The 18036-nt window shown below is 61.2% G+C and carries 13 protein-coding genes; 9 read left to right on the top strand and 4 right to left on the bottom strand.

The annotated features are described in order from the left end of the window. Window positions 1-197: 197 nt before the first annotated feature. From D6877_RS12140 to D6877_RS12125, 4 genes are all read right to left on the bottom strand, one after another. Window positions 198-1046 carry a cache domain-containing protein gene (locus D6877_RS12140; RefSeq protein ID WP_130910932.1) on the bottom strand — a complete coding sequence of 283 codons (849 nt, stop codon included), beginning with the start codon at window positions 1044-1046 and terminating at the stop codon, window positions 198-200. A 134-nt stretch (window positions 1047-1180) separates the two neighbouring features. Next, window positions 1181-2038: an ATPase gene (locus D6877_RS12135; protein ID WP_130910931.1), complete on the bottom strand. Its 858-nt coding sequence runs from the start codon at window positions 2036-2038 to the stop codon at window positions 1181-1183. A gap of 116 nt (window positions 2039-2154) precedes the next feature. Continuing rightward, complete coding sequence (locus D6877_RS12130; protein WP_130910930.1) at window positions 2155-3147, bottom strand: NAD-dependent epimerase/dehydratase family protein; 993 nt, start codon at window positions 3145-3147, stop codon at window positions 2155-2157. Window positions 3148-3246: 99 nt separating this feature from the next. Then, window positions 3247-4134, bottom strand: coding sequence for a LysR family transcriptional regulator ArgP (locus tag D6877_RS12125; protein WP_130910929.1), 888 nt, complete (start codon window positions 4132-4134; stop codon window positions 3247-3249). 97 nt (window positions 4135-4231) lie between these two features. On the opposite strand from D6877_RS12125, the gene D6877_RS12120 reads away from it, so the two are divergent. The 9 genes from D6877_RS12120 to D6877_RS12080 all read left to right on the top strand — a co-directional run bounded on the left by D6877_RS12120 (window position 4232) and on the right by D6877_RS12080 (window position 17835). After that, the gene (locus tag D6877_RS12120) at window positions 4232-4834 is read left to right on the top strand and encodes a LysE/ArgO family amino acid transporter (protein ID WP_016773432.1); all 603 of its coding nucleotides are present in this window, start codon (window positions 4232-4234) and stop codon (window positions 4832-4834) included. 176 nt (window positions 4835-5010) lie between these two features. Then, on the top strand, window positions 5011-5607 hold the full coding sequence (locus tag D6877_RS12115; protein WP_016773431.1) for a Fe-Mn family superoxide dismutase: 597 nt from the start codon (window positions 5011-5013) through the stop codon (window positions 5605-5607). Window positions 5608-5936: 329 nt separating this feature from the next. Next, window positions 5937-7988, top strand: a complete 2052-nt coding sequence (locus D6877_RS12110) for a bifunctional diguanylate cyclase/phosphodiesterase (protein WP_130910928.1) — start codon at window positions 5937-5939, stop codon at window positions 7986-7988. A gap of 220 nt (window positions 7989-8208) precedes the next feature. Next, window positions 8209-9567, top strand: a complete 1359-nt coding sequence (locus D6877_RS12105) for an imelysin family protein (protein WP_130910927.1) — start codon at window positions 8209-8211, stop codon at window positions 9565-9567. A gap of 276 nt (window positions 9568-9843) precedes the next feature. Then, a complete protein-coding gene (locus tag D6877_RS12100; RefSeq protein WP_130910926.1) occupies window positions 9844-11271 on the top strand; it encodes a di-heme oxidoredictase family protein in 1428 nt (475 codons plus the stop codon). Window positions 11272-11298: 27 nt separating this feature from the next. Then, window positions 11299-12363, top strand: coding sequence for an imelysin family protein (locus tag D6877_RS12095; protein WP_122507745.1), 1065 nt, complete (start codon window positions 11299-11301; stop codon window positions 12361-12363). A 14-nt stretch (window positions 12364-12377) separates the two neighbouring features. Next, on the top strand, window positions 12378-13478 hold the full coding sequence (locus tag D6877_RS12090) for a DUF1513 domain-containing protein (protein ID WP_130910925.1): 1101 nt from the start codon (window positions 12378-12380) through the stop codon (window positions 13476-13478). 168 nt (window positions 13479-13646) lie between these two features. Continuing rightward, window positions 13647-14795 (top strand): efflux RND transporter periplasmic adaptor subunit, encoded by a 1149-nt coding sequence (locus D6877_RS12085; RefSeq protein ID WP_130910924.1) that lies wholly within the window; start codon window positions 13647-13649, stop codon window positions 14793-14795. A 13-nt stretch (window positions 14796-14808) separates the two neighbouring features. After that, entirely contained in the window at window positions 14809-17835 is a 3027-nt protein-coding gene (locus D6877_RS12080; RefSeq protein WP_130910923.1) for a multidrug efflux RND transporter permease subunit, read from the top strand. The last annotated feature ends 201 nt before the right edge of the window (window positions 17836-18036 follow it).

Genomic DNA, 18036 nt, shown 5'->3' with positions numbered 1-18036 from the left:
CGCTGCTCGGGCTGGCAGCGGCGATTGCCATGCCGAACAACCTGCTGCGCGGGCGCGAGCACGGCGCGAAATAATTGCCGCAACAAATACCACTGTGGGAGCGAGCCTGCTCGCGAAGGCGCGGTGTCAGCCGACACATAGCTGAATGACACACCGCTTCGCGAGCAGGCTCGCTCCCACAAGGGAACGGTGTTCGCTCAAGGGCTGTAGTAACCCACCGCGACGAGGAAATGCCCGACCTTTTTCAGGTACGCATGCTTGTCCTCGATCTTGCCGGTCACCGGGTTTTTCCAGCGGTATTCGTATTCGCCTTCTTCCTGCTTGCCGATCAGCGCCAGAATCGGCTCGCCCACCGGTTTGCCTTCCGGATCCTTGACCTTGCCAAAATCAGTGTTGATCAAACGCAGATTGGTGCCGTGGGCGACATAGCGTTGATTGTTCAGATCGACCACGAAGACATACAGGTCATCCTGCAGATATCCGCCCTTGAGCGAGTTGATCGCCACCAACGTGCCCTTCTCGTCCTTGCTCAGATCCGTCGCGGCTTTTTCCAGCAGGGCCTTGGCCTGCTCAGCCGAAGCCCGTGGCAGGTAGTAACCCACCGCGAGAATGCGCTGCCCGACGCGCTGATAGAACACATGCTTGCGCTCGACCTTGCCGTCGGCCCAGTTCTGCCAGCGATATTCGGCCTGCTGGATGCCATTGCCTTCCGGCACTTTCAGCGCATCCTTGAACGCCTTCTGCAGATCCGGCCCGAGCACTTCGCTGACATCACGGCCGATCAGCGCCGATGACGGCCCGCCACTGGCAAGCATGACGCCTTTGGTGTCGAGGACGAACACGTAGCGATCCTTGTCGACGAACTCACCCTGGCGGCTGAAGGCGGCAAACGCCTTGTCGCCATTGTCGTGGTAATAGGCCAAGGCTTTTTCCAGCAGGGCGATGGCGGCCTGACTGTCATCCTTGGCGGCGGTGGCGGCGCTGGCCTGACCGAAACCGGCCAACAGAATCAGGCCGAGCCAGGCCACTTTATGCAAAAACCCCATAGCGCATCCCTCGTTCTTTTTGGTGTCTCAAGAGCGTAGACGGCTTGGGCTGATGTTCGAGTATTCAGAATGATGCAGGGGATTACAGGCCCCTGTGGTAAGGGGACAAAGCCCTCCGGGCAACAGATCAGTCGCTACGGGCGGGAATTGATCTGCTGCTGGAGATTCTGGATCTGCGCCTGCAAGGTATTCAGGTTGCGGGTCATCTGCGCGCGGAACGCATCGAACTCGGCGGTGTTGCCGCCACCCTGTGGCGCTGCCGGGCGGTTGTCCTGCTGACTTTTCAGCACCACGATGTCCTGCTCCAGCCGGTCGATCGCCGCGCTCGGATTGCCCTGTTTCTTCAGCGCGGCGATATCGGCGCCGAGGCTTTTGAACTGGGCGTCGAAGGCTTTCAACTGGGCATCGACCTTGCTGGTATCGGCCGGGGTGCTTTTAATGGTCGCCAGCTCGGCGCTCAAGGCTTTGACCTGCGCCTGCAACTGCGTATTGGCGTTCTGCTGTTCAGTGGTCTGCGCGGTCATCTGCGCCAGCCGCTTGTCCAGCTCGCTGGCCTGCCCGGCCACGCCTTGCTGCTGCTTGCTCTGGTCGAGCAGCTTGCCTTCGAGTTGTTTGATCTGCAGCTTCAGCGCTTCGCTGTCACTGTTGACGTTGCTCTGGCTGGCGACAACCTTGCCGGAAATATCCTGCAGGCGCCCCGCCGCTTCTTCGCTGATGCGGGCGAAGCTTTCCTGGGTGGCAACCAGTTGCTGCTCCATCAGCGAAATCTGCTGGAAGCTCCACCAGGCCAGACCGATGAAGGCGAAAAACAACGCACCGACCAGCGCCCACAGCGGCCCGGTGCTGGCGGCCTTGACCTTGACCACTGGCGCGCTGCGCGAATGCACGGATGTACGGGGGCTGGGGGCGATGTCATCGTCGTCGAACGGATCGGCGCGCAGGCTTGGCACGTTATCGAAATCGTCGTCGTGGGCATCATTTCGCATGGACATTGAGGCAACCTTTGGCAAACGCGGTGATGGCTAAATGCTGCGAAGTATAACCGCCGCAGCCGCAGGCATTGACCCTCAACCCGCAAGGCGGTTCATTGCCGCCCGGCCGAATCGTTTCAACGGATGTCCTGGGCTTTCCACCACGCACAGAACTCATCGAGGGCAGCCCACAGGCTGACTTTCGGATCGTAGTCGAGATAATGCCGGGCGCGGCTGATGTCGAGGGTGAAATTTTTCTTCATGACCTGCATGCCCAGGCGCGACAGGGTCGGCTCCGGGCGTCCCGGCCAGAGCATGCACGCGCCTTCGTTGAGCGCCGCGACGCTGTAGGCCAGACCGTAGGAGCGGTATTTGCGCACCTGATCGACTTCCATCCGCCGTATCACGTAATTGACCACGTCCCACAGCGGCACCGGCGTGCCGTTGCTGATGTTGTAGGCCTTGCCCAGCGCCGAACCTTGCGCCAACAGGCTGCTGAGCATGGCTTCGTTGAGGTTTTGCACGCTGGTGAAATCGACCTTGTTCAAGCCGTCGCCGATGATCGCCAGCCGGCCCTTGCGCTGCATCTTCAGCAGGCGCGGGAAGATGCTCACGTCGCCGGCACCGGTGACGAAACGCGGGCGCAGGGCGATGGTTTCCAGACCGAACTCCTGGGCACCGAAGACTTTCTGCTCGGCCAGATATTTGGTCGCGGCGTAGGGATGCTTGAAGCGCTTGGGCACTTGTTCTTCGGTCAGACCGAGATGGTCGCGGCCATCAAAATAGATCGACGGCGACGACAGATGCACCAGCCGCCGCACCCGCTGCTTGAGGCACGCTTCGACGACATTTTCGGTGACTTCGACGTTGCCCTGATGAAAGTCCTGATAACGCCCCCACACGCCGACAGCACCGGCGCAATGAACCACGGCTTCGACATCGTTGCACAGTTCGCGCACCAGATCGGCGTCGGTCAGATCGCCCGGCACGAACTCCGCGCCCCGGCGCACCAGATGCTCGACGCTCTCGGCCCGGCGACCGTTGACCCGCACTTCAAGGCCCTGCTCCAGGGCGAAACGCGCAAAGCGCCCGCCAATAAAGCCACTGGCGCCGGTAACCAAAATCTTCATCAAAAACTCCAGGGAAGCAGCTGCAAGCTTCGAGCTTTCAGCTGCAAGTTGAAACGGTGCGTGTTCTTGCCGCTTGCAGCTTGACGCTTGCAGCTGCGTTCAAGCCACTAGCCATTGCTTTGCGGAGCGCAGCAGTTGTTCGGTCAGTAGATTGAGCAACTGGCCGCCATTGCGCCAATGATGCCAGTACAGCGGCACGTCTATCGGTTTATCTGGCAGCAATTCGCGCAGCACCCCGCGTTGCAATTGCTCGCGCACCTGCAGCTCTGGCACCAGGCCCCAGCCCAGACCGGCTTCGGTCAGGCGAATGAAGCCTTCGGAAGACGGGCATAAGTGATGCTCGAACGCGCCGTCGACGCCCAACAGCGCCAGATAGCGATGCTGAAGAAAATCGTCCGGGCCGAACACCAGCGCCGGGGTGCGCGGCAGCTGTTCGGCGCGCACGCCATCGGGAAAATGCCGGGCGATGAAGGCCGGGCTGGCCAAGGCGCGATAACGCATGGCGCCGAGCAATACGCTGCGGGCACCTGCCACCGGCCTTTCGCTGGCACACAGGCATGCGGCCACTTCACCGGCACGCATACGCTTGAGGCCGACGGTCTGGTCTTCGACGATCAGGTCGAGCAACAAATGCTGCTCGGCGCAGAAACCGCCGACGGCCTCGGCCCACCATGTGGCGAGGCTGTCGGCGTTGAGGGCGATGCGCAGGCGATCGGGCAGGCCTTCTTCGTCCAGCGCCGGCACCACCGATTGCAGGTCGCGCTCGAGCAGACGCACCTGCTGCACATGGTTGAGCAGGCGGCGGCCGATCTCGGTCGGCGCTGGCGGTGTTCCGCGCACCAGCACTGGCTGGCCGACCCGCGCTTCAAGCAATTTGATGCGCTGGGAGATCGCCGACTGCGACAGGCCCAGCACTTGTGCGGCGCGATCGAATCCGGCCTGCTCGACCACAGCGGCGAGCGCGGAAAGCAATTTATAGTCGAACATCAGTTTTCCTAATGGGCGATCAGCACTATTGGTTTTTCTTATACAGCGTCACACCGGAGAATAGCCAGCAAGCACTCTCTTTCAAAGGATCTCTCCCATGTGGCAAAGCTACGTAAACGGCCTGTTGGTGGCGTTCGGCCTGATCATGGCGATCGGCACGCAGAACGCTTTTGTCTTGGCGCAAAGCCTGCGCCGTGAACACCATCTGCCAGTGGCGGCATTGTGCGTGGTGTGTGACGCGATTCTGGTCGCGGCCGGGGTGTTCGGCCTGGCGACGATCCTGGCGCAGAACCCGACCCTGCTGGCGATCGCCCGTTGGGGCGGTGCGACGTTCCTGATCTGGTACGGCAGCCAGGCGCTGCGCCGGGCCTGTTCGAAGCAGAGCCTTGAGCAAGGCGAGAACCAGACCGTGCGTTCGCTGCGCGCAGTGATGCTCAGCGCTCTGGCGGTGACCTTGCTCAACCCCCACGTTTATCTGGATACGGTATTGCTGATCGGCTCACTGGGCGCGCAGCAATCGGTGCCGGGCGCTTATGTGGTCGGCGCGGCGAGTGCATCGTTGCTGTGGTTTTTCACCCTGGCTCTCGGCGCGGCGTGGCTGGCACCGTGGCTGGCACGCCCGAGCACGTGGCGCATTCTCGATCTGGTCGTGGCATTGATGATGTTCGCCGTGGCCGCACAGTTGATCATCGCCGGATGAATAATTGCCAAAGGCTCTGGAACCTCTATCCCACACAGTTGTTGCGTGGTTAAGGCGCGACCCCGGTGCTATGATCCGAAACCTGCGCCGCAAAGAGTAAAAACTCGCCGGTGCATTTCCGGCCGCCCGTGATCGGCCTTGCGCTCACCGCAACAGACCTGATTAGGAGAATCATCATGGCTTTCGAATTGCCGCCGCTGCCTTACGCACACGATGCCCTGCAGCCGCACATCTCCAAGGAAACCCTGGAGTTCCACCACGACAAGCACCACAACACCTACGTCGTGAACCTGAACAACCTGGTGCCTGGCACCGAGTTTGAAGGCAAGACCCTGGAAGAAATCGTCAAGACTTCTTCGGGCGGCATCTTCAACAACGCCGCTCAGGTCTGGAACCACACTTTCTACTGGAACTGCCTGGCGCCAAACGCCGGCGGTCAACCAACCGGCGCCCTGGCAGATGCCATCAACGCAGCGTTCGGTTCGTTCGACAAGTTCAAGGAAGAATTCAGCAAAACCTCGATCGGCACCTTCGGTTCCGGCTGGGGCTGGCTGGTGAAAAAGGCTGACGGTTCCCTGGCCCTCGCCAGCACCATCGGCGCCGGCAACCCGCTGACCAGCGGCGACACCCCGCTGCTGACCTGCGACGTCTGGGAACACGCTTACTACATCGACTACCGCAACCTGCGTCCGAAGTACGTTGAAGCGTTCTGGAACCTGGTCAACTGGAAGTTCGTGGCCGAGCAGTTCGAAGGCAAAACCTTCACCGCTTAAGCTGCGCGCCAGACGAGAAACCCGGCTTCGGCCGGGTTTTTTTATGCCCGGCGCATGGCGTTTCTCGCACGGGAAAAGCAGCTTCGCGCCGTTTGCCGACAGCCCCCAGCCGTCTACCATCACAGAAAGGAAAAAATCTTTGGCCCAGTGCTCAAGTTGAAGGCAATTGCAACCGACACAGTTAATTCAGAGCTATTACTCAAATGACGACATTGCGGCCAGGATCACGGCGACTTTTCCCGTGCCCGATTGTCCCTTTGACTGCCAACCCGGGATTGCCAATACTCATGGCAACTTGACGCTACCCGCACGGAACAAGGAATAACCCTTTGAAGCTGGAACTCAAGAACAGCTTGTCGGTGAAGTTGCTCCGGGTCGTGCTCCTGTCGGCATTGATCGTAGGCGTAGTCTTGAGCTGCGCGCAGATTGTCTTCGATGCCTACAAGACCCGTCAGGCGGTGGCCGGCGACGCCGAGCGCATCCTCGACATGTTCCGCGATCCATCGACCCAGGCCGTGTACAGCCTGGATCGGGAAATGGGTATGCAGGTGATCGAAGGGCTGTTCCAGGACGACGCCGTGCGTCAGGCCTCCATCGGCCACCCCAACGAAGCCATGCTCGCGCAGAAATCCCGCGAGCTGCAGCATTCCAACAGCCGTTGGCTGACCGACCTGATTCTCGGCCAGGAACGCACCTTCACCACGCAATTGGTCGGCCGTGGCCCCTACAGCGAATACTACGGCGACCTGAGCATCACCCTCGACACCGCCACCTATGGCGAAGGGTTTATCGTCAGCTCAGTGATCATTTTCATTTCCGGCGTGCTGCGCGCACTCGCATTGGGCCTGGTGCTGTATCTGGTCTATCACTGGCTGCTGACCAAACCGCTTTCACGAATCATCGAGCACCTCACCGAGATCAATCCGGATCGCCCCAGCGAGCACAAGATTCCGCAGATCAAGGGCCACGAAAAAAACGAGCTGGGCCTGTGGATCAACACCGCCAACCAGTTGCTCGAGTCCATCGAACGCAACACCCACCTGCGCCACGAAGCGGAAAACAGCCTGCTGCGCATGGCCCAGTACGACTTCCTCACCGGCCTGCCGAACCGCCAGCAATTGCAGCAGCAACTGGACAAGATTCTGGTGGATGCCGGCAAATTGCAGCGCCGCGTCGCCGTGTTGTGCGTCGGTCTGGATGACTTCAAGGGCATCAACGAGCAATTCAGCTACCAGACCGGCGACCAATTGCTGCTGGCCCTGGCCGATCGCTTACGTGCCCACAGCGGTCGTCTCGGCGCCCTCGCTCGCCTGGGCGGCGATCAGTTCGCGCTGGTGCAGGCCGACATTGAACAGCCTTACGAAGCAGCAGAACTGGCGCAAAGCATTCTCGATGACCTCGAGGCGCCCTTCGCCCTCGACGATCAGGAGATCCGCCTGCGCGCGACCATCGGCATCACCCTGTTTCCGGAGGACGGCGACAGCACCGAGAAGCTGTTGCAGAAAGCCGAGCAGACCATGACCCTGGCCAAGACCCGCTCGCGCAATCGTTATCAGTTCTACATCGCCAGCGTCGACAGCGAGATGCGCCGTCGTCGCGAGCTGGAAAAAGACCTGCGTGACGCGCTGATCCGCGACCAGTTCTACCTCGTCTATCAGCCGCAGATCAGCTACCGCGATCACCGCGTGGTCGGCGTCGAAGCGCTGATTCGCTGGCAACATCCGGAACATGGCCTGGTGCCGCCGGACCTGTTCATTCCGCTGGCCGAACAGAACGGCACGATCATCGCCATCGGCGAGTGGGTGCTCGATCAGGCCTGCAAGCAATTGCGCGAGTGGCACGATCAGGGTTTTGCCGATCTGCGCATGGCGGTCAATCTGTCCACCGTGCAACTGCACCACGCCGAGCTGCCACGGGTGGTCAACAACCTGTTGCAGATGTACCGCTTGCCGCCGCGCAGTCTGGAACTGGAAGTCACCGAAACCGGCCTGATGGAAGACATCACCACCGCCGCCCAGCATCTGCTCAGCCTGCGCCGCTCCGGTGCGCTGATCGCGATCGACGACTTCGGCACCGGCTATTCATCGCTCAGTTATCTGAAAAGCCTGCCGCTGGACAAGATCAAGATCGACAAGAGCTTCGTTCAGGACCTGCTCGATGACGACGATGACGCGACCATCGTTCGCGCGATCATTCAACTGGGCAAGAGCCTGGGCATGCAGGTGATTGCCGAGGGCGTGGAAACCGCCGAGCAGGAGACGTACATCATTTCCGAGGGCTGCCACGAAGGTCAGGGCTACCACTACAGCAAACCGCTGCCGGCGCGGGAGCTGGGGATTTACCTCAAGCAGGCGCAACGCAGCAACGCGGCGATTCTTTAAAGATCAGAAGATCGCAGCCTTCGGCAGCTCCTACATTTGGAATGCGTTCCCCCTGTAGGAGCTGACGAGTGCAACGAGGCTGCGATCTTTTGATCTTCTTGCGCAAATAAGAAATATTTCCAGGCACGCCTTTACACATAATGCGAAAGATTTGCATTATGTCGCAGTTTTGCGCGCCCCCGGCGCCAGTCCACTCAACTACCGAAGCAGGATGTTCGCCATGATTCGTATGCCTCTGGCTACCGCCAGTCTGCTGGCCATCGCTATTTCCCTCGCCGGTTGCGGCGAAGGCAAGGACAAAGAAAAAGCCTCCGAGATGACTCCGGCTTCCAGCAGCGCTGCTCCAGCCCCGGCGCCGGCCGCTGCACCCGCTCCTGCTGCCGGTAAAGTTGACGACGCCGCCGCCAAGGCTGTGGTCGCGCACTATGCCGACATGGTCTTCGCCGTTTACAGCGATGCCGAATCCACCGCAAAAACCCTGCAAACCGCCGTCGACGCGTTCCTCGCCAAGCCGAACGCCGACACCCTGAAAGCCGCCAAGGCTGCCTGGGTCGCCGCGCGCGTGCCGTACCTGCAGAGCGAAGTATTCCGCTTCGGCAACACCATCATCGACGACTGGGAAGGTCAGGTTAACGCCTGGCCCCTGGACGAAGGCCTGATCGACTACGTCGACAAATCCTACGAGCACGCACTGGGTAACCCGGGCGCCACCGCCAACATCATCGCCAACACCGAAGTGCAGGTCGGCGAAGACAAGGTCGACGTGAAAGAGATCACCCCGGAAAAACTCGCCAGCCTCAACGAGCTGGGCGGTTCCGAGGCGAACGTTGCCACCGGCTACCACGCGATCGAATTCCTGCTCTGGGGCCAGGATCTGAACGGCACCGGCCCGGGCGCTGGCAACCGTCCGGCCTCGGACTATCTGGAAGGCGCCGGCGCCACCGGTGGTCACAACGAGCGTCGTCGTGCCTACCTGAAAGCCGTGACCCAACTGCTGGTCAGCGATCTGGAAGAAATGGTCGGCAACTGGAAGCCGAACGTGGCCGACAACTACCGCGCCACGCTGGAAGCCGAGCCAGGCGAAACCGGCCTGCGCAAAATGCTCTTCGGCATGGGCAGCCTGTCCCTGGGTGAACTGGCGGGCGAGCGCATGAAGGTTTCCCTGGAAGCCAACTCCCCTGAAGACGAGCAGGATTGCTTCAGCGACAACACCCACTACTCGCACTTCTACGACGCCAAAGGCGTGCGTAACGTTTACCTGGGCGAGTACACCCGTGTTGACGGCACCAAGCTGAGCGGCGCCAGCCTGTCGTCGCTGGTGGCCAAGGCCGATCCGGCTGCCGACACCGCGCTGAAAGCCGATCTGGCCGCGACCGAAGCGAAGATCCAGGTCATGGTCGATCACGCCAACAAAGGTGAGCACTACGACCAGTTGATCGCCGCCGGCAACACCGCTGGCAACCAGGTTGTTCGCGACGCTATCGCCGCACTGGTCAAGCAGACCGGTTCGATCGAAGCCGCTGCTGGCAAACTGGGCATCAGCGACCTGAACCCGGACAACGCCGATCACGAATTCTGATCACAGCGTCCGCGTCAAAAGAGGCGACCTTCGGGTCGCCTTTTTCATTATTGGCACACCACTATCCCTGTGGGAGCGAGCCTGCTCGCGAAGGCTTGATCCGGCGCAGCATTTACAGCGCGTCGGGCATCGCTTTCGCGAGCAGGCTCGCTCCCACAGTGTTGGCATGCGCTTCAAGGCTTGCGCGATATCAAGCAAACGATAATTCCTCTTATTCAAACTCCCCCGCCCTGTTAGACTTTGCGCCTTTGTTTTCGCCCGTTTGCAGGATGTCTGATGCCGTCGTTGCCGCTTCGCTTGTCCGCACTGTTGCTGGCCCTGGGCCTGAGTGCCTGCGATGACGCCCCGCGTTTCACCAAGGCCGAGCCGGGGGAAGCGCGTTCGGGCGGTGCGGCGACTGTACGCAAGAGCGATCAGAACGCCTTTTCCCTGCCATCGGCCAACCTGCCGCCGTCGCGGCGGGTGGATTTCAGTGTCGGCAACAGTTTCTTTCGCAGCCCGTGGGTGATCGCGCCGTCGACCACCACGGCCCGCGATGGCCTCGGCCCGTTGTTCAATACCAACGCCTGCCAGAACTGCCACATCAAGGACGGTCGAGGTCATCCGCCGGCACCTGATGCAACCAATGCAGTGTCGATGCTGGTGCGCCTGTCGATTCCCGACGCGCCGCCCTACGCCAAAGTCATCGAACAGCTCGGCGTAGTGCCGGAGCCGGTGTATGGCGGGCAATTCCAGGACATGGCCGTGCCCGGCGTCGCCCCGGAAGGCAAGGTGCGGGTCGACTACACACCGGTGCCCGTACGCTTCAAGGACGGCACCGAGGTCGAGTTGCGCAAACCGACCCTGCAGATCACTCAACTCGGTTACGGCCCGATGCACCCGGAAACGCGTTTTTCCGCGCGGGTGGCGCCGCCGATGATTGGCTTGGGCCTGCTCGAGGCGATCCCCGAAGAAGCGATCCTCGCCAACGCAGCCGCCCAGGCGAAAGAGAACAATGGCATCAACGGCCGGCCCAACCGGGTCTGGGATGACCAGTTGCAGAAGACCGTTATCGGCCGGTTCGGCTGGAAGGCCGGGCAACCGAATCTCAATCAACAGAACGTTCACGCGTTTTCCGGTGACATGGGCCTGACCACCAGCCTGCGGCCGTTCGACGATTGCACCGAGGCGCAAACCGCCTGCAAACAGGCGCCGAACGGTAATGGCCCGGACGGCGAGCCGGAAGTCAGCGACAACATTCTGCGTCTGGTGCTGTTCTACAGCCGCAACCTGGCAGTGCCGGCGCGCCGTGGCATTAACGACCCACAGGTGCTGGCCGGCAAGAATCTGTTTTTCCAGGCCGGTTGCCAGTCGTGCCACACGCCGAAATACACCACCGCCGCCGATGCCGCCGAACCGGAATTGGCCAATCAGGTGATTCGTCCGTACAGCGACTTGCTGCTGCATGACATGGGCGAAGGCTTGGCGGACAACCGCACGGAATTTCAGGCCTCCGGCCGCGACTGGCGCACGCCGCCGTTGTGGGGGATTGGTCTGACGCAAGCGGTCAGCGGTCACACCCAGTTTTTGCATGACGGCCGCGCACGCGACCTGCTCGAAGCGGTGCTTTGGCATGGCGGCGAAGCGACGGCGGCGCAGCAACAGGTTTTGTCTTTCAATGCCGAGCAGCGCGCTGCGTTGCTGGCGTTTCTGAACTCACTTTAAATACTGAAAAAGCATCGGGAGCCCGACATGTTCCGTCCCAAGTTACTGTTCACCAGCCTCGCCGCGCTCGCCCTCGGCGCCTGCTCGCCGCAGGACCCGCAAGCGGTCACCTCAGCGGCGATCGCCAAATCGGTGATCCTGCCGACCTACACCCGCTGGGTCGAAGCCGACAAGCAACTGGCAGTCAGCGCTCTGGCCTACTGCCAAGGCAAGGAAACCCTGGAAACTGCCCGTGCCGATTTCCTCCACGCGCAGAAAGCCTGGGCCGAGTTGCAGCCGCTGCTGATCGGTCCGCTGGCCGAGGGCAACCGTTCGTGGCAAGTGCAGTTCTGGCCGGACAAGAAAAACCTCGTCGGCCGCCAGGTCGAGCAACTGGTCGTCGCCCAGCCGCAGATCGATGCCGCCGCATTGGCCAAATCCAGCGTCGTGGTGCAAGGCCTGTCGGCTTACGAATACATCCTCTTCGACGCCAAGCCTGACGTCGCCAACGATGCGCAGAAAGCCAAATACTGCCCGCTGCTGATCGCCATCGGCGAGCGCCAGAAGCAACTGGCCGAAGAGATACTGCAGGGCTGGAACAACACCGATGGCATGCTCGCGCAGATGAGCAAGTTCCCTAACCAGCGCTACGCCGACTCCCACGAAGCGATCGCCGATCTGCTGCGCGTCCAAGTGACGGCTCTGGATACCCTGAAGAAAAAACTCGGCACGCCGATGGGCCGTCAGAGCAAGGGCGTGCCGCAGCCGTTCCAGGCGGATGCGTGGCGCAGCCAGTCGTCGCTGACCGCACTGGAAGCCAGCCTTGCTGCCGCCAAAACGGTCTGGGAAGGCGTCGACAACAAAGGCCTGCGCGGTCTGCTGCCGGCCGAACAGAAGCCGTTGGCGGACAAGATCGATGCCGCTTATGCCGCGTCGCTGAAGCTGTTCGACAGCACCCAGCGCTCGCTGGGCGAAATGCTCGAAGACGACGCCGGTCGCCAGCAACTCAACGATATCTACGACAGCCTCAACGTCGTCCATCGCCTGCATGAAGGCGAGCTGGCCAAGGCGCTGGGCATCCAACTGGGCTTCAACGCCAACGACGGTGACTGATGAGGGCGAGTGCCATGCTGCGACGTCAGGTTCTGACTTTAGGTAGTGCACTGCTGGGAGCAGTGACGCTGGGCGGCTGGACGCTGTTCAAACGCAAGGATCAGAGCCCGCTGTTGCTGTCGGCGCGCGACGATACTGACGGCAAGCATTACGCCGTCGGCTATCGGCTCGACGGTACGCGGGTGTTCGCCACCCACGTCGGCCAGCGTTGCCACGATATCATCAATCATCCGACGCAGCCGCTGGCGCTGTTCGTTGCACGGCGTCCGGGTACCGAGAGTTACCTGATCGACCTGCGCGACGGCAAGCTACTGCAGACCGTGACCTCCCAGCCGAACCGGCACTTTTACGGCCACGCCGTGGTGCACAAGGATGGTGAATACCTGTACGCCACCGAGAACGACACGAGCGATCCCGGACGTGGCCTGCTCGGCGTGTACAAGTTCGAGGGCGAACGGCTGGTGCATTCGGGCGAGATCTCCACCCACGGCCTCGGCCCGCATCAGGTGTCGTGGATGCCCGACGGTGAGACGCTGGTGGTGGCCAACGGCGGGATTCGCACCGAGGCGGAAAGCCGCGTCGACATGAACCTCAACGCCATGGAACCGAGCCTGGTACTGATGCAGCGCGACGGCACATTGCTGAGCAAGGAAAACCTCGCCCAGCAGATGAACAGCGTGCGCCACCTGGGCATCGCCAGTGACGGCACAATCGTTGCCGGTCAGCAATTCATGGGGCCGTCCCACGAGCGCTCGGAGCTGTTGGCGATCAAGCGCCCCGGGCAAGCGTTCGTGGCGTTCCCGGTAGCGGAAGAGCAGTTGCAGGCGATGGGGCACTACACCGCCAGCGTCGCCGTGCACAGCGATCTGCGTCTGGTCGCGTTGACAGCGCCGCGCGGCAATCGCTTTTTTATCTGGGATCTGGACAGCGGCGAATTGCGCCTCGATGCGCCTCTGCCTGATTGCGCCGGCGTTGGTGCGGTGAAGGATGGCTTTGTCGTGACTTCGGGTCAGGGCCGCTGCCGCTACTACGATTGCCGACAGGAACAACTGCTGGCCAAGCCGCTGGAATTGCCGGCGGGGCTCTGGGACAACCATCTTCATCTGATGGCGTAGAACGCCCTTAAAAGATCGCAGCCTTCGGCAGCTCCTACTTTGGAATGCATTCCTCCTGTAGGAGCTGCCGTGGCTGCGATCTTTTGCTGTGTTGGCAGTTGGATTCCCTGCCACTCTCGGAGTAATGTTCGGGCCTGTCTCACCTGATTTATCCAAGGAAATGGAAATATGCTGCGTCGCCGCATGCTGATCATGTTGGGTGTTGTTTTGCTGATCGTCCTGGTACTGGGCGGATACAAAGCCTTTTCGATCTACACGATGATCCAGGGCTTTTCCAGGCCCAAGCCGCCGATCAGTGTCGCCGTGGCCACTGCCGGCGAACAGCCGTGGCAGATGCGCCTGCCCACCGTCGGCTCGCTCAAGGCGCTGCAAGGTGTCGACTTGAGTCTGGAAGTCGCCGGCACCGTCACTGAACTCAAATTCGAATCCGGGCAGAAGGTCAAGGCCGGACAGCCGTTGCTGCAACTCGACAGCGCCGTCGAAACCGCTCTGCTGGAAACCGCCCGCGCCGACCTCGGCCTGGCGCAACTGGACTTCGGCCGTGGCGCGCAACTGGTCGACAGCCGCGCGATCTCCAAAGGCGAGTACGACCGCCTCTCCGCCGTGCTGCAGAAGAACAAGGCCACGGTCAATCAGCTCAATGCTTCGCTGGCGAAAAAGCGCATCCTCGCGCCGTTCAGCGGCACCATCGGCATCCGCCAGGTCGACGTCGGCGACTACCTCGCCAGCGGTACCAAAATCGCTACGTTGCAGGATTTGAGCAGCCTCTACGCCGACTTCTACGTGCCCGAGCAATCGGTGCCGAAACTCGCTATCGGTCAGCCCGTGCAGTTCACCGTCGCCGCTTATCCGGGGCAGAACTTTGTCGGCAAGATCAGCGCGATCAACCCGATCGTCGAAAGCACCACGCGCAACATCCTCGTCCGCGCCACTCTGGCCAACCCCGACGGCAAGCTGCTGCCGGGGATGTTCGCCAGCCTTGAGGTGCTGCTGCCTGATCCGCAAAAGCACATCGTGGTGCCGGAGAGCGCGATCACCTACACCCTGTACGGCAACTCGGTTTACGTGGTCGGGCAGAAGAAGGCCGAGGACGGCAGCGTCGCCAAGGATGACAACGGCCAACCGCTGCTGATTGCCGAGCGGCGCTTCGTCGAGACCGGTGAACGCCGCGATGGCCTGGTGATGATCAACAAGGGCGTGCAGAGCGGCGAACAAGTGGTGACGGCGGGCCAGATCAAACTGGACAACGGCGCCCACATTGCCATCAGCGACGACAAGACCCTCGGCGAGCAGAACAGTCCGCCTCGCGCCGACTGATCAAGGAATCCCCATGGCTTTTACCGATCCGTTCATCCGCCGCCCGGTGCTCGCCACCGTGGTCAGCCTGCTGATTGTGCTGCTGGGCTTCCAGGCCTGGAGCAAACTGCCGCTGCGCCAGTACCCGCAAATGGAAAACGCCCTGATCACGGTGACCACGGCTTACCCCGGGGCCAACGCCGAAACCATCCAGGGCTACATCACCCAGCCGATGCAGCAAAGCCTGGCCAGTGCCGAGGGCATCGACTACATGACCTCGGTCAGCCGGCAGAACTTCTCGGTGATTTCGATCTACGCGCGCATCGGCGCCAACACCGACCGTTTGTTCACCGAACTGCTGGCCAAGGCCAACGAAGTAAAGAACAAGCTGCCGCAGGACGCCGAAGACCCGGTGCTGAGCAAGGAATCCGCCGATGCTTCGGCGCTGATGTACATCAGTTTCTTCAGCAAGGACCTGAGCAACCCGCAGATCACCGACTACCTGTCGCGGGTCATCCAGCCAAAACTGGCGACGCTGCCGGGCATGGCCGAAGCGGAAATTCTCGGCAATCAGGTGTTCGCCATGCGTCTGTGGCTCGACCCGGTGAAACTCGCCGGCTTCGGCCTCAGCGCCGCCGACGTGACCGCCGCAGTGCGCCAGTACAACTTTCTCTCCGCCGCCGGCGAAGTGAAAGGCGAGTACACCGTCACCAGCATCAACGCCAACACCGAACTGAAATCCGCCGAGGCCTTCGCGGCGATTCCGCTCAAGGTCGATGGCGACAGCCGCGTGTTGCTGCGTGATGTCGCGCGGGTGGAAATGGGCGCGGAAAACTACGATTCGATCAGCTCGTTCGGCGGCACGCCGTCGGTGTACATCGGCATCAAGGCCACCCCCGGCGCCAACCCGCTGGACGTGATCAAGGAAGTGCGCAAGCTGATGCCCGAGCTGGAAGCGCAGCTGCCGCCGAACCTGAAAAGCGAGATCGCCTACGACGCGACATTGTTCATTCAGGCCTCCATCGATGAGGTAGTGAAAACCCTGTTCGAAGCGGTGCTGATCGTTATCGTCGTGGTGTTCCTGTTCCTCGGCGCTCTGCGTTCGGTAGTGATCCCGGTGGTGACCATTCCGCTGTCGATGATCGGCGTGATGTTCTTCATGCAGATGATGGGTTACTCGATGAACCTGCTGACGCTGCTGGCCATGGTGCTGGCCATCGGTCTGGTGGTGGACGATGCGATCGTCGTGGTGGAAAACATCCACCGGCACATCGAGGAAGGCAAGACGCCGTTCGATGCAGCGCTGGAAGGCGCGCGGGAAATTGCCATGCCGGTGGTGTCAATGACCATCACTCTGGCGGCGGTGTATGCGCCGATCGGATTCCTCACCGGGCTGACCGGGGCGCTGTTCAAGGAGTTCGCCCTGACTCTGGCCGGTGCGGTGGTAATTTCTGGCGTCGTCGCCTTGACCCTGTCGCCGATGATGTGCGCGTTTCTGCTGCGTCACGAAGAGAATCCCGGCGGACTGGCCCATCGTCTCGATCGTGTTTTCGAAGGGCTCAAGCGCCGTTATCAAAGCATGCTGCACGGCACGCTCAACACCCGGCCGGTGGTGCTGGTGTTCGCGGTGATCGTGCTGTGCCTGATTCCGGTGTTTCTCAAGTTCACCAAGTCAGAACTGGCCCCGGACGAGGATCAAGGCATCATTTTCATGATGGCCAGCGCGCCGCAGCCGACCAACCTCGACTACCTGAGCACCTATACCGACGAATTCATCACCATCTTCAAAGAGTTTCCCGAGTACTACTCTTCGTTCCAGATCAACGGCTACAACGGTGTGCAGGCCGGTATCGGCGGTTTCCTGCTCAAGCCGTGGAACGAGCGCAGCCGCACGCAGATGGAAATCCTCCCCGAGGTGCAGAGCAAACTGGAAAGTATTCCCGGCTTGCAGATCTTCGGTTTCAACCTGCCTTCCCTGCCCGGCACCGGTGAAGGGCTGCCCTTCGAGTTCGTGGTCAACACCGCCAATGACTACGAGCTGCTGCTGCAAGTCGCCGACCGCATCAAGAAGCGCGCGATGGAGTCGGGCAAGTTCGCTTTCGTCGACCTTGATCTGGCGTTCGACAAGCCGGAAGTAGTCGTGGATATCGACCGCGACAAGGCCGCGCAGATGGGCGTGTCGATGCTCGACCTCGGCGGCACGCTGGCGACCTTGCTTGGCGAAGCGGAGATCAACCGCTTTACCATCGACGGGCGCAGCTACAAGGTCATCGCCCAGGTTGAACGGGCCTACCGCGACAACCCGGACTGGCTGAACAATTACTACGTGAAAAACACCCAGGGCGAATTGTTGCCGCTGTCGACCTTGATCAAGGTCAGTGATCGCGCGCGACCGCGTCAGCTCAATCAGTTCCAGCAGCTCAATGCGGCGAAGATTTCCGGCTTTCCGCTGGTGAGCATGGGCGAAGCCATCGACGCCGTGCTGCAGATTGCCCGCGAAGAAGCACCGGCCGGGTTTGCCTTTGACTACGGCGGCGCCTCGCGGCAGTACGTGCAGGAAGGCAGCGCATTGTGGGTAACTTTCGCTCTGGCATTGGCGATCATCTTTCTGGTGCTGGCTGCGCAGTTCGAGAGCTTCCGCGATCCGCTGGTGATTCTGGTAACGGTGCCGCTGTCGATTTGCGGTGCGCTGATCCCGTTGTTCCTCGGCTGGTCGAGCATGAACATCTACACCCAGGTCGGGCTGGTGACGCTGATCGGCCTGATCAGCAAGCACGGGATCCTGATCGTCGAGTTCGCCAACCAGTTGCGCAAGGACAAGGGCCTGAGCGCCCGTGAGGCCGTCGAGGAAGCGGCGGCGATTCGCTTGCGTCCGGTGCTGATGACCACGGCGGCGATGGTGTTCGGCATGGTGCCGCTGATTCTGGCGACCGGTGCGGGAGCGGTGAGCCGCTTTGATATCGGCCTGGTGATTGCCACGGGGATGTCGATCGGCACGTTGTTCACATTGTTCGTGCTGCCGTGTGTTTATACCTTCCTTGCTAAGCCAGATGCCAGATAAGCCCATTTCCCTGTGGGAGCGAGCCTGCTCGCGAATGCGGCAGTTCAGCTGCATTGATGTCGACTGACACACCTTCGCGAGCAGGCTCGCTCCCACAGAGGGCGATATGTATCTTGAAAGTCGTGGAATAAAAAAGGCCTCGCATCTGCGAGGCCTTTTATTTGGGCTTCAATCGTTTCAACTGGCTGGCCTCATTCCCTG

Source organism: Pseudomonas sp. Sample_9, from assembly GCF_004307535.1.
Taxonomy (GTDB): Bacteria; Pseudomonadota; Gammaproteobacteria; order Pseudomonadales; family Pseudomonadaceae; genus Aquipseudomonas; species Aquipseudomonas mercuritolerans.
The sequence above is the reverse complement of the archived record's forward strand: the minus strand, read 5'-3'. Positions and strand labels throughout refer to the sequence as shown.

Bases quoted from the DNA above. Each gene is read 5' to 3' on its own strand.
- D6877_RS12140 (WP_130910932.1), bottom strand. From the start codon at position 1,046: ATGGGGTTTTTGCATAAAGTGGCCTGGCTCGGCCTGATTCTGTTGGCC.
- D6877_RS12135 (WP_130910931.1), bottom strand. From the start codon at position 2,038: ATGTCCATGCGAAATGATGCCCACGACGACGATTTCGATAACGTGCCA.
- D6877_RS12130 (WP_130910930.1), bottom strand. From the start codon at position 3,147: ATGAAGATTTTGGTTACCGGCGCCAGTGGCTTTATTGGCGGGCGCTTT.
- D6877_RS12125 (WP_130910929.1), bottom strand. From the start codon at position 4,134: ATGTTCGACTATAAATTGCTTTCCGCGCTCGCCGCTGTGGTCGAGCAG.
- D6877_RS12120 (WP_016773432.1), top strand. From the start codon at position 4,232: ATGTGGCAAAGCTACGTAAACGGCCTGTTGGTGGCGTTCGGCCTGATC.
- D6877_RS12115 (WP_016773431.1), top strand. From the start codon at position 5,011: ATGGCTTTCGAATTGCCGCCGCTGCCTTACGCACACGATGCCCTGCAG.
- D6877_RS12105 (WP_130910927.1), top strand. From the start codon at position 8,209: ATGATTCGTATGCCTCTGGCTACCGCCAGTCTGCTGGCCATCGCTATT.
- D6877_RS12100 (WP_130910926.1), top strand. From the start codon at position 9,844: ATGCCGTCGTTGCCGCTTCGCTTGTCCGCACTGTTGCTGGCCCTGGGC.
- D6877_RS12095 (WP_122507745.1), top strand. From the start codon at position 11,299: ATGTTCCGTCCCAAGTTACTGTTCACCAGCCTCGCCGCGCTCGCCCTC.
- D6877_RS12090 (WP_130910925.1), top strand. From the start codon at position 12,378: ATGCTGCGACGTCAGGTTCTGACTTTAGGTAGTGCACTGCTGGGAGCA.
- D6877_RS12085 (WP_130910924.1), top strand. From the start codon at position 13,647: ATGCTGCGTCGCCGCATGCTGATCATGTTGGGTGTTGTTTTGCTGATC.
- D6877_RS12080 (WP_130910923.1), top strand. From the start codon at position 14,809: ATGGCTTTTACCGATCCGTTCATCCGCCGCCCGGTGCTCGCCACCGTG.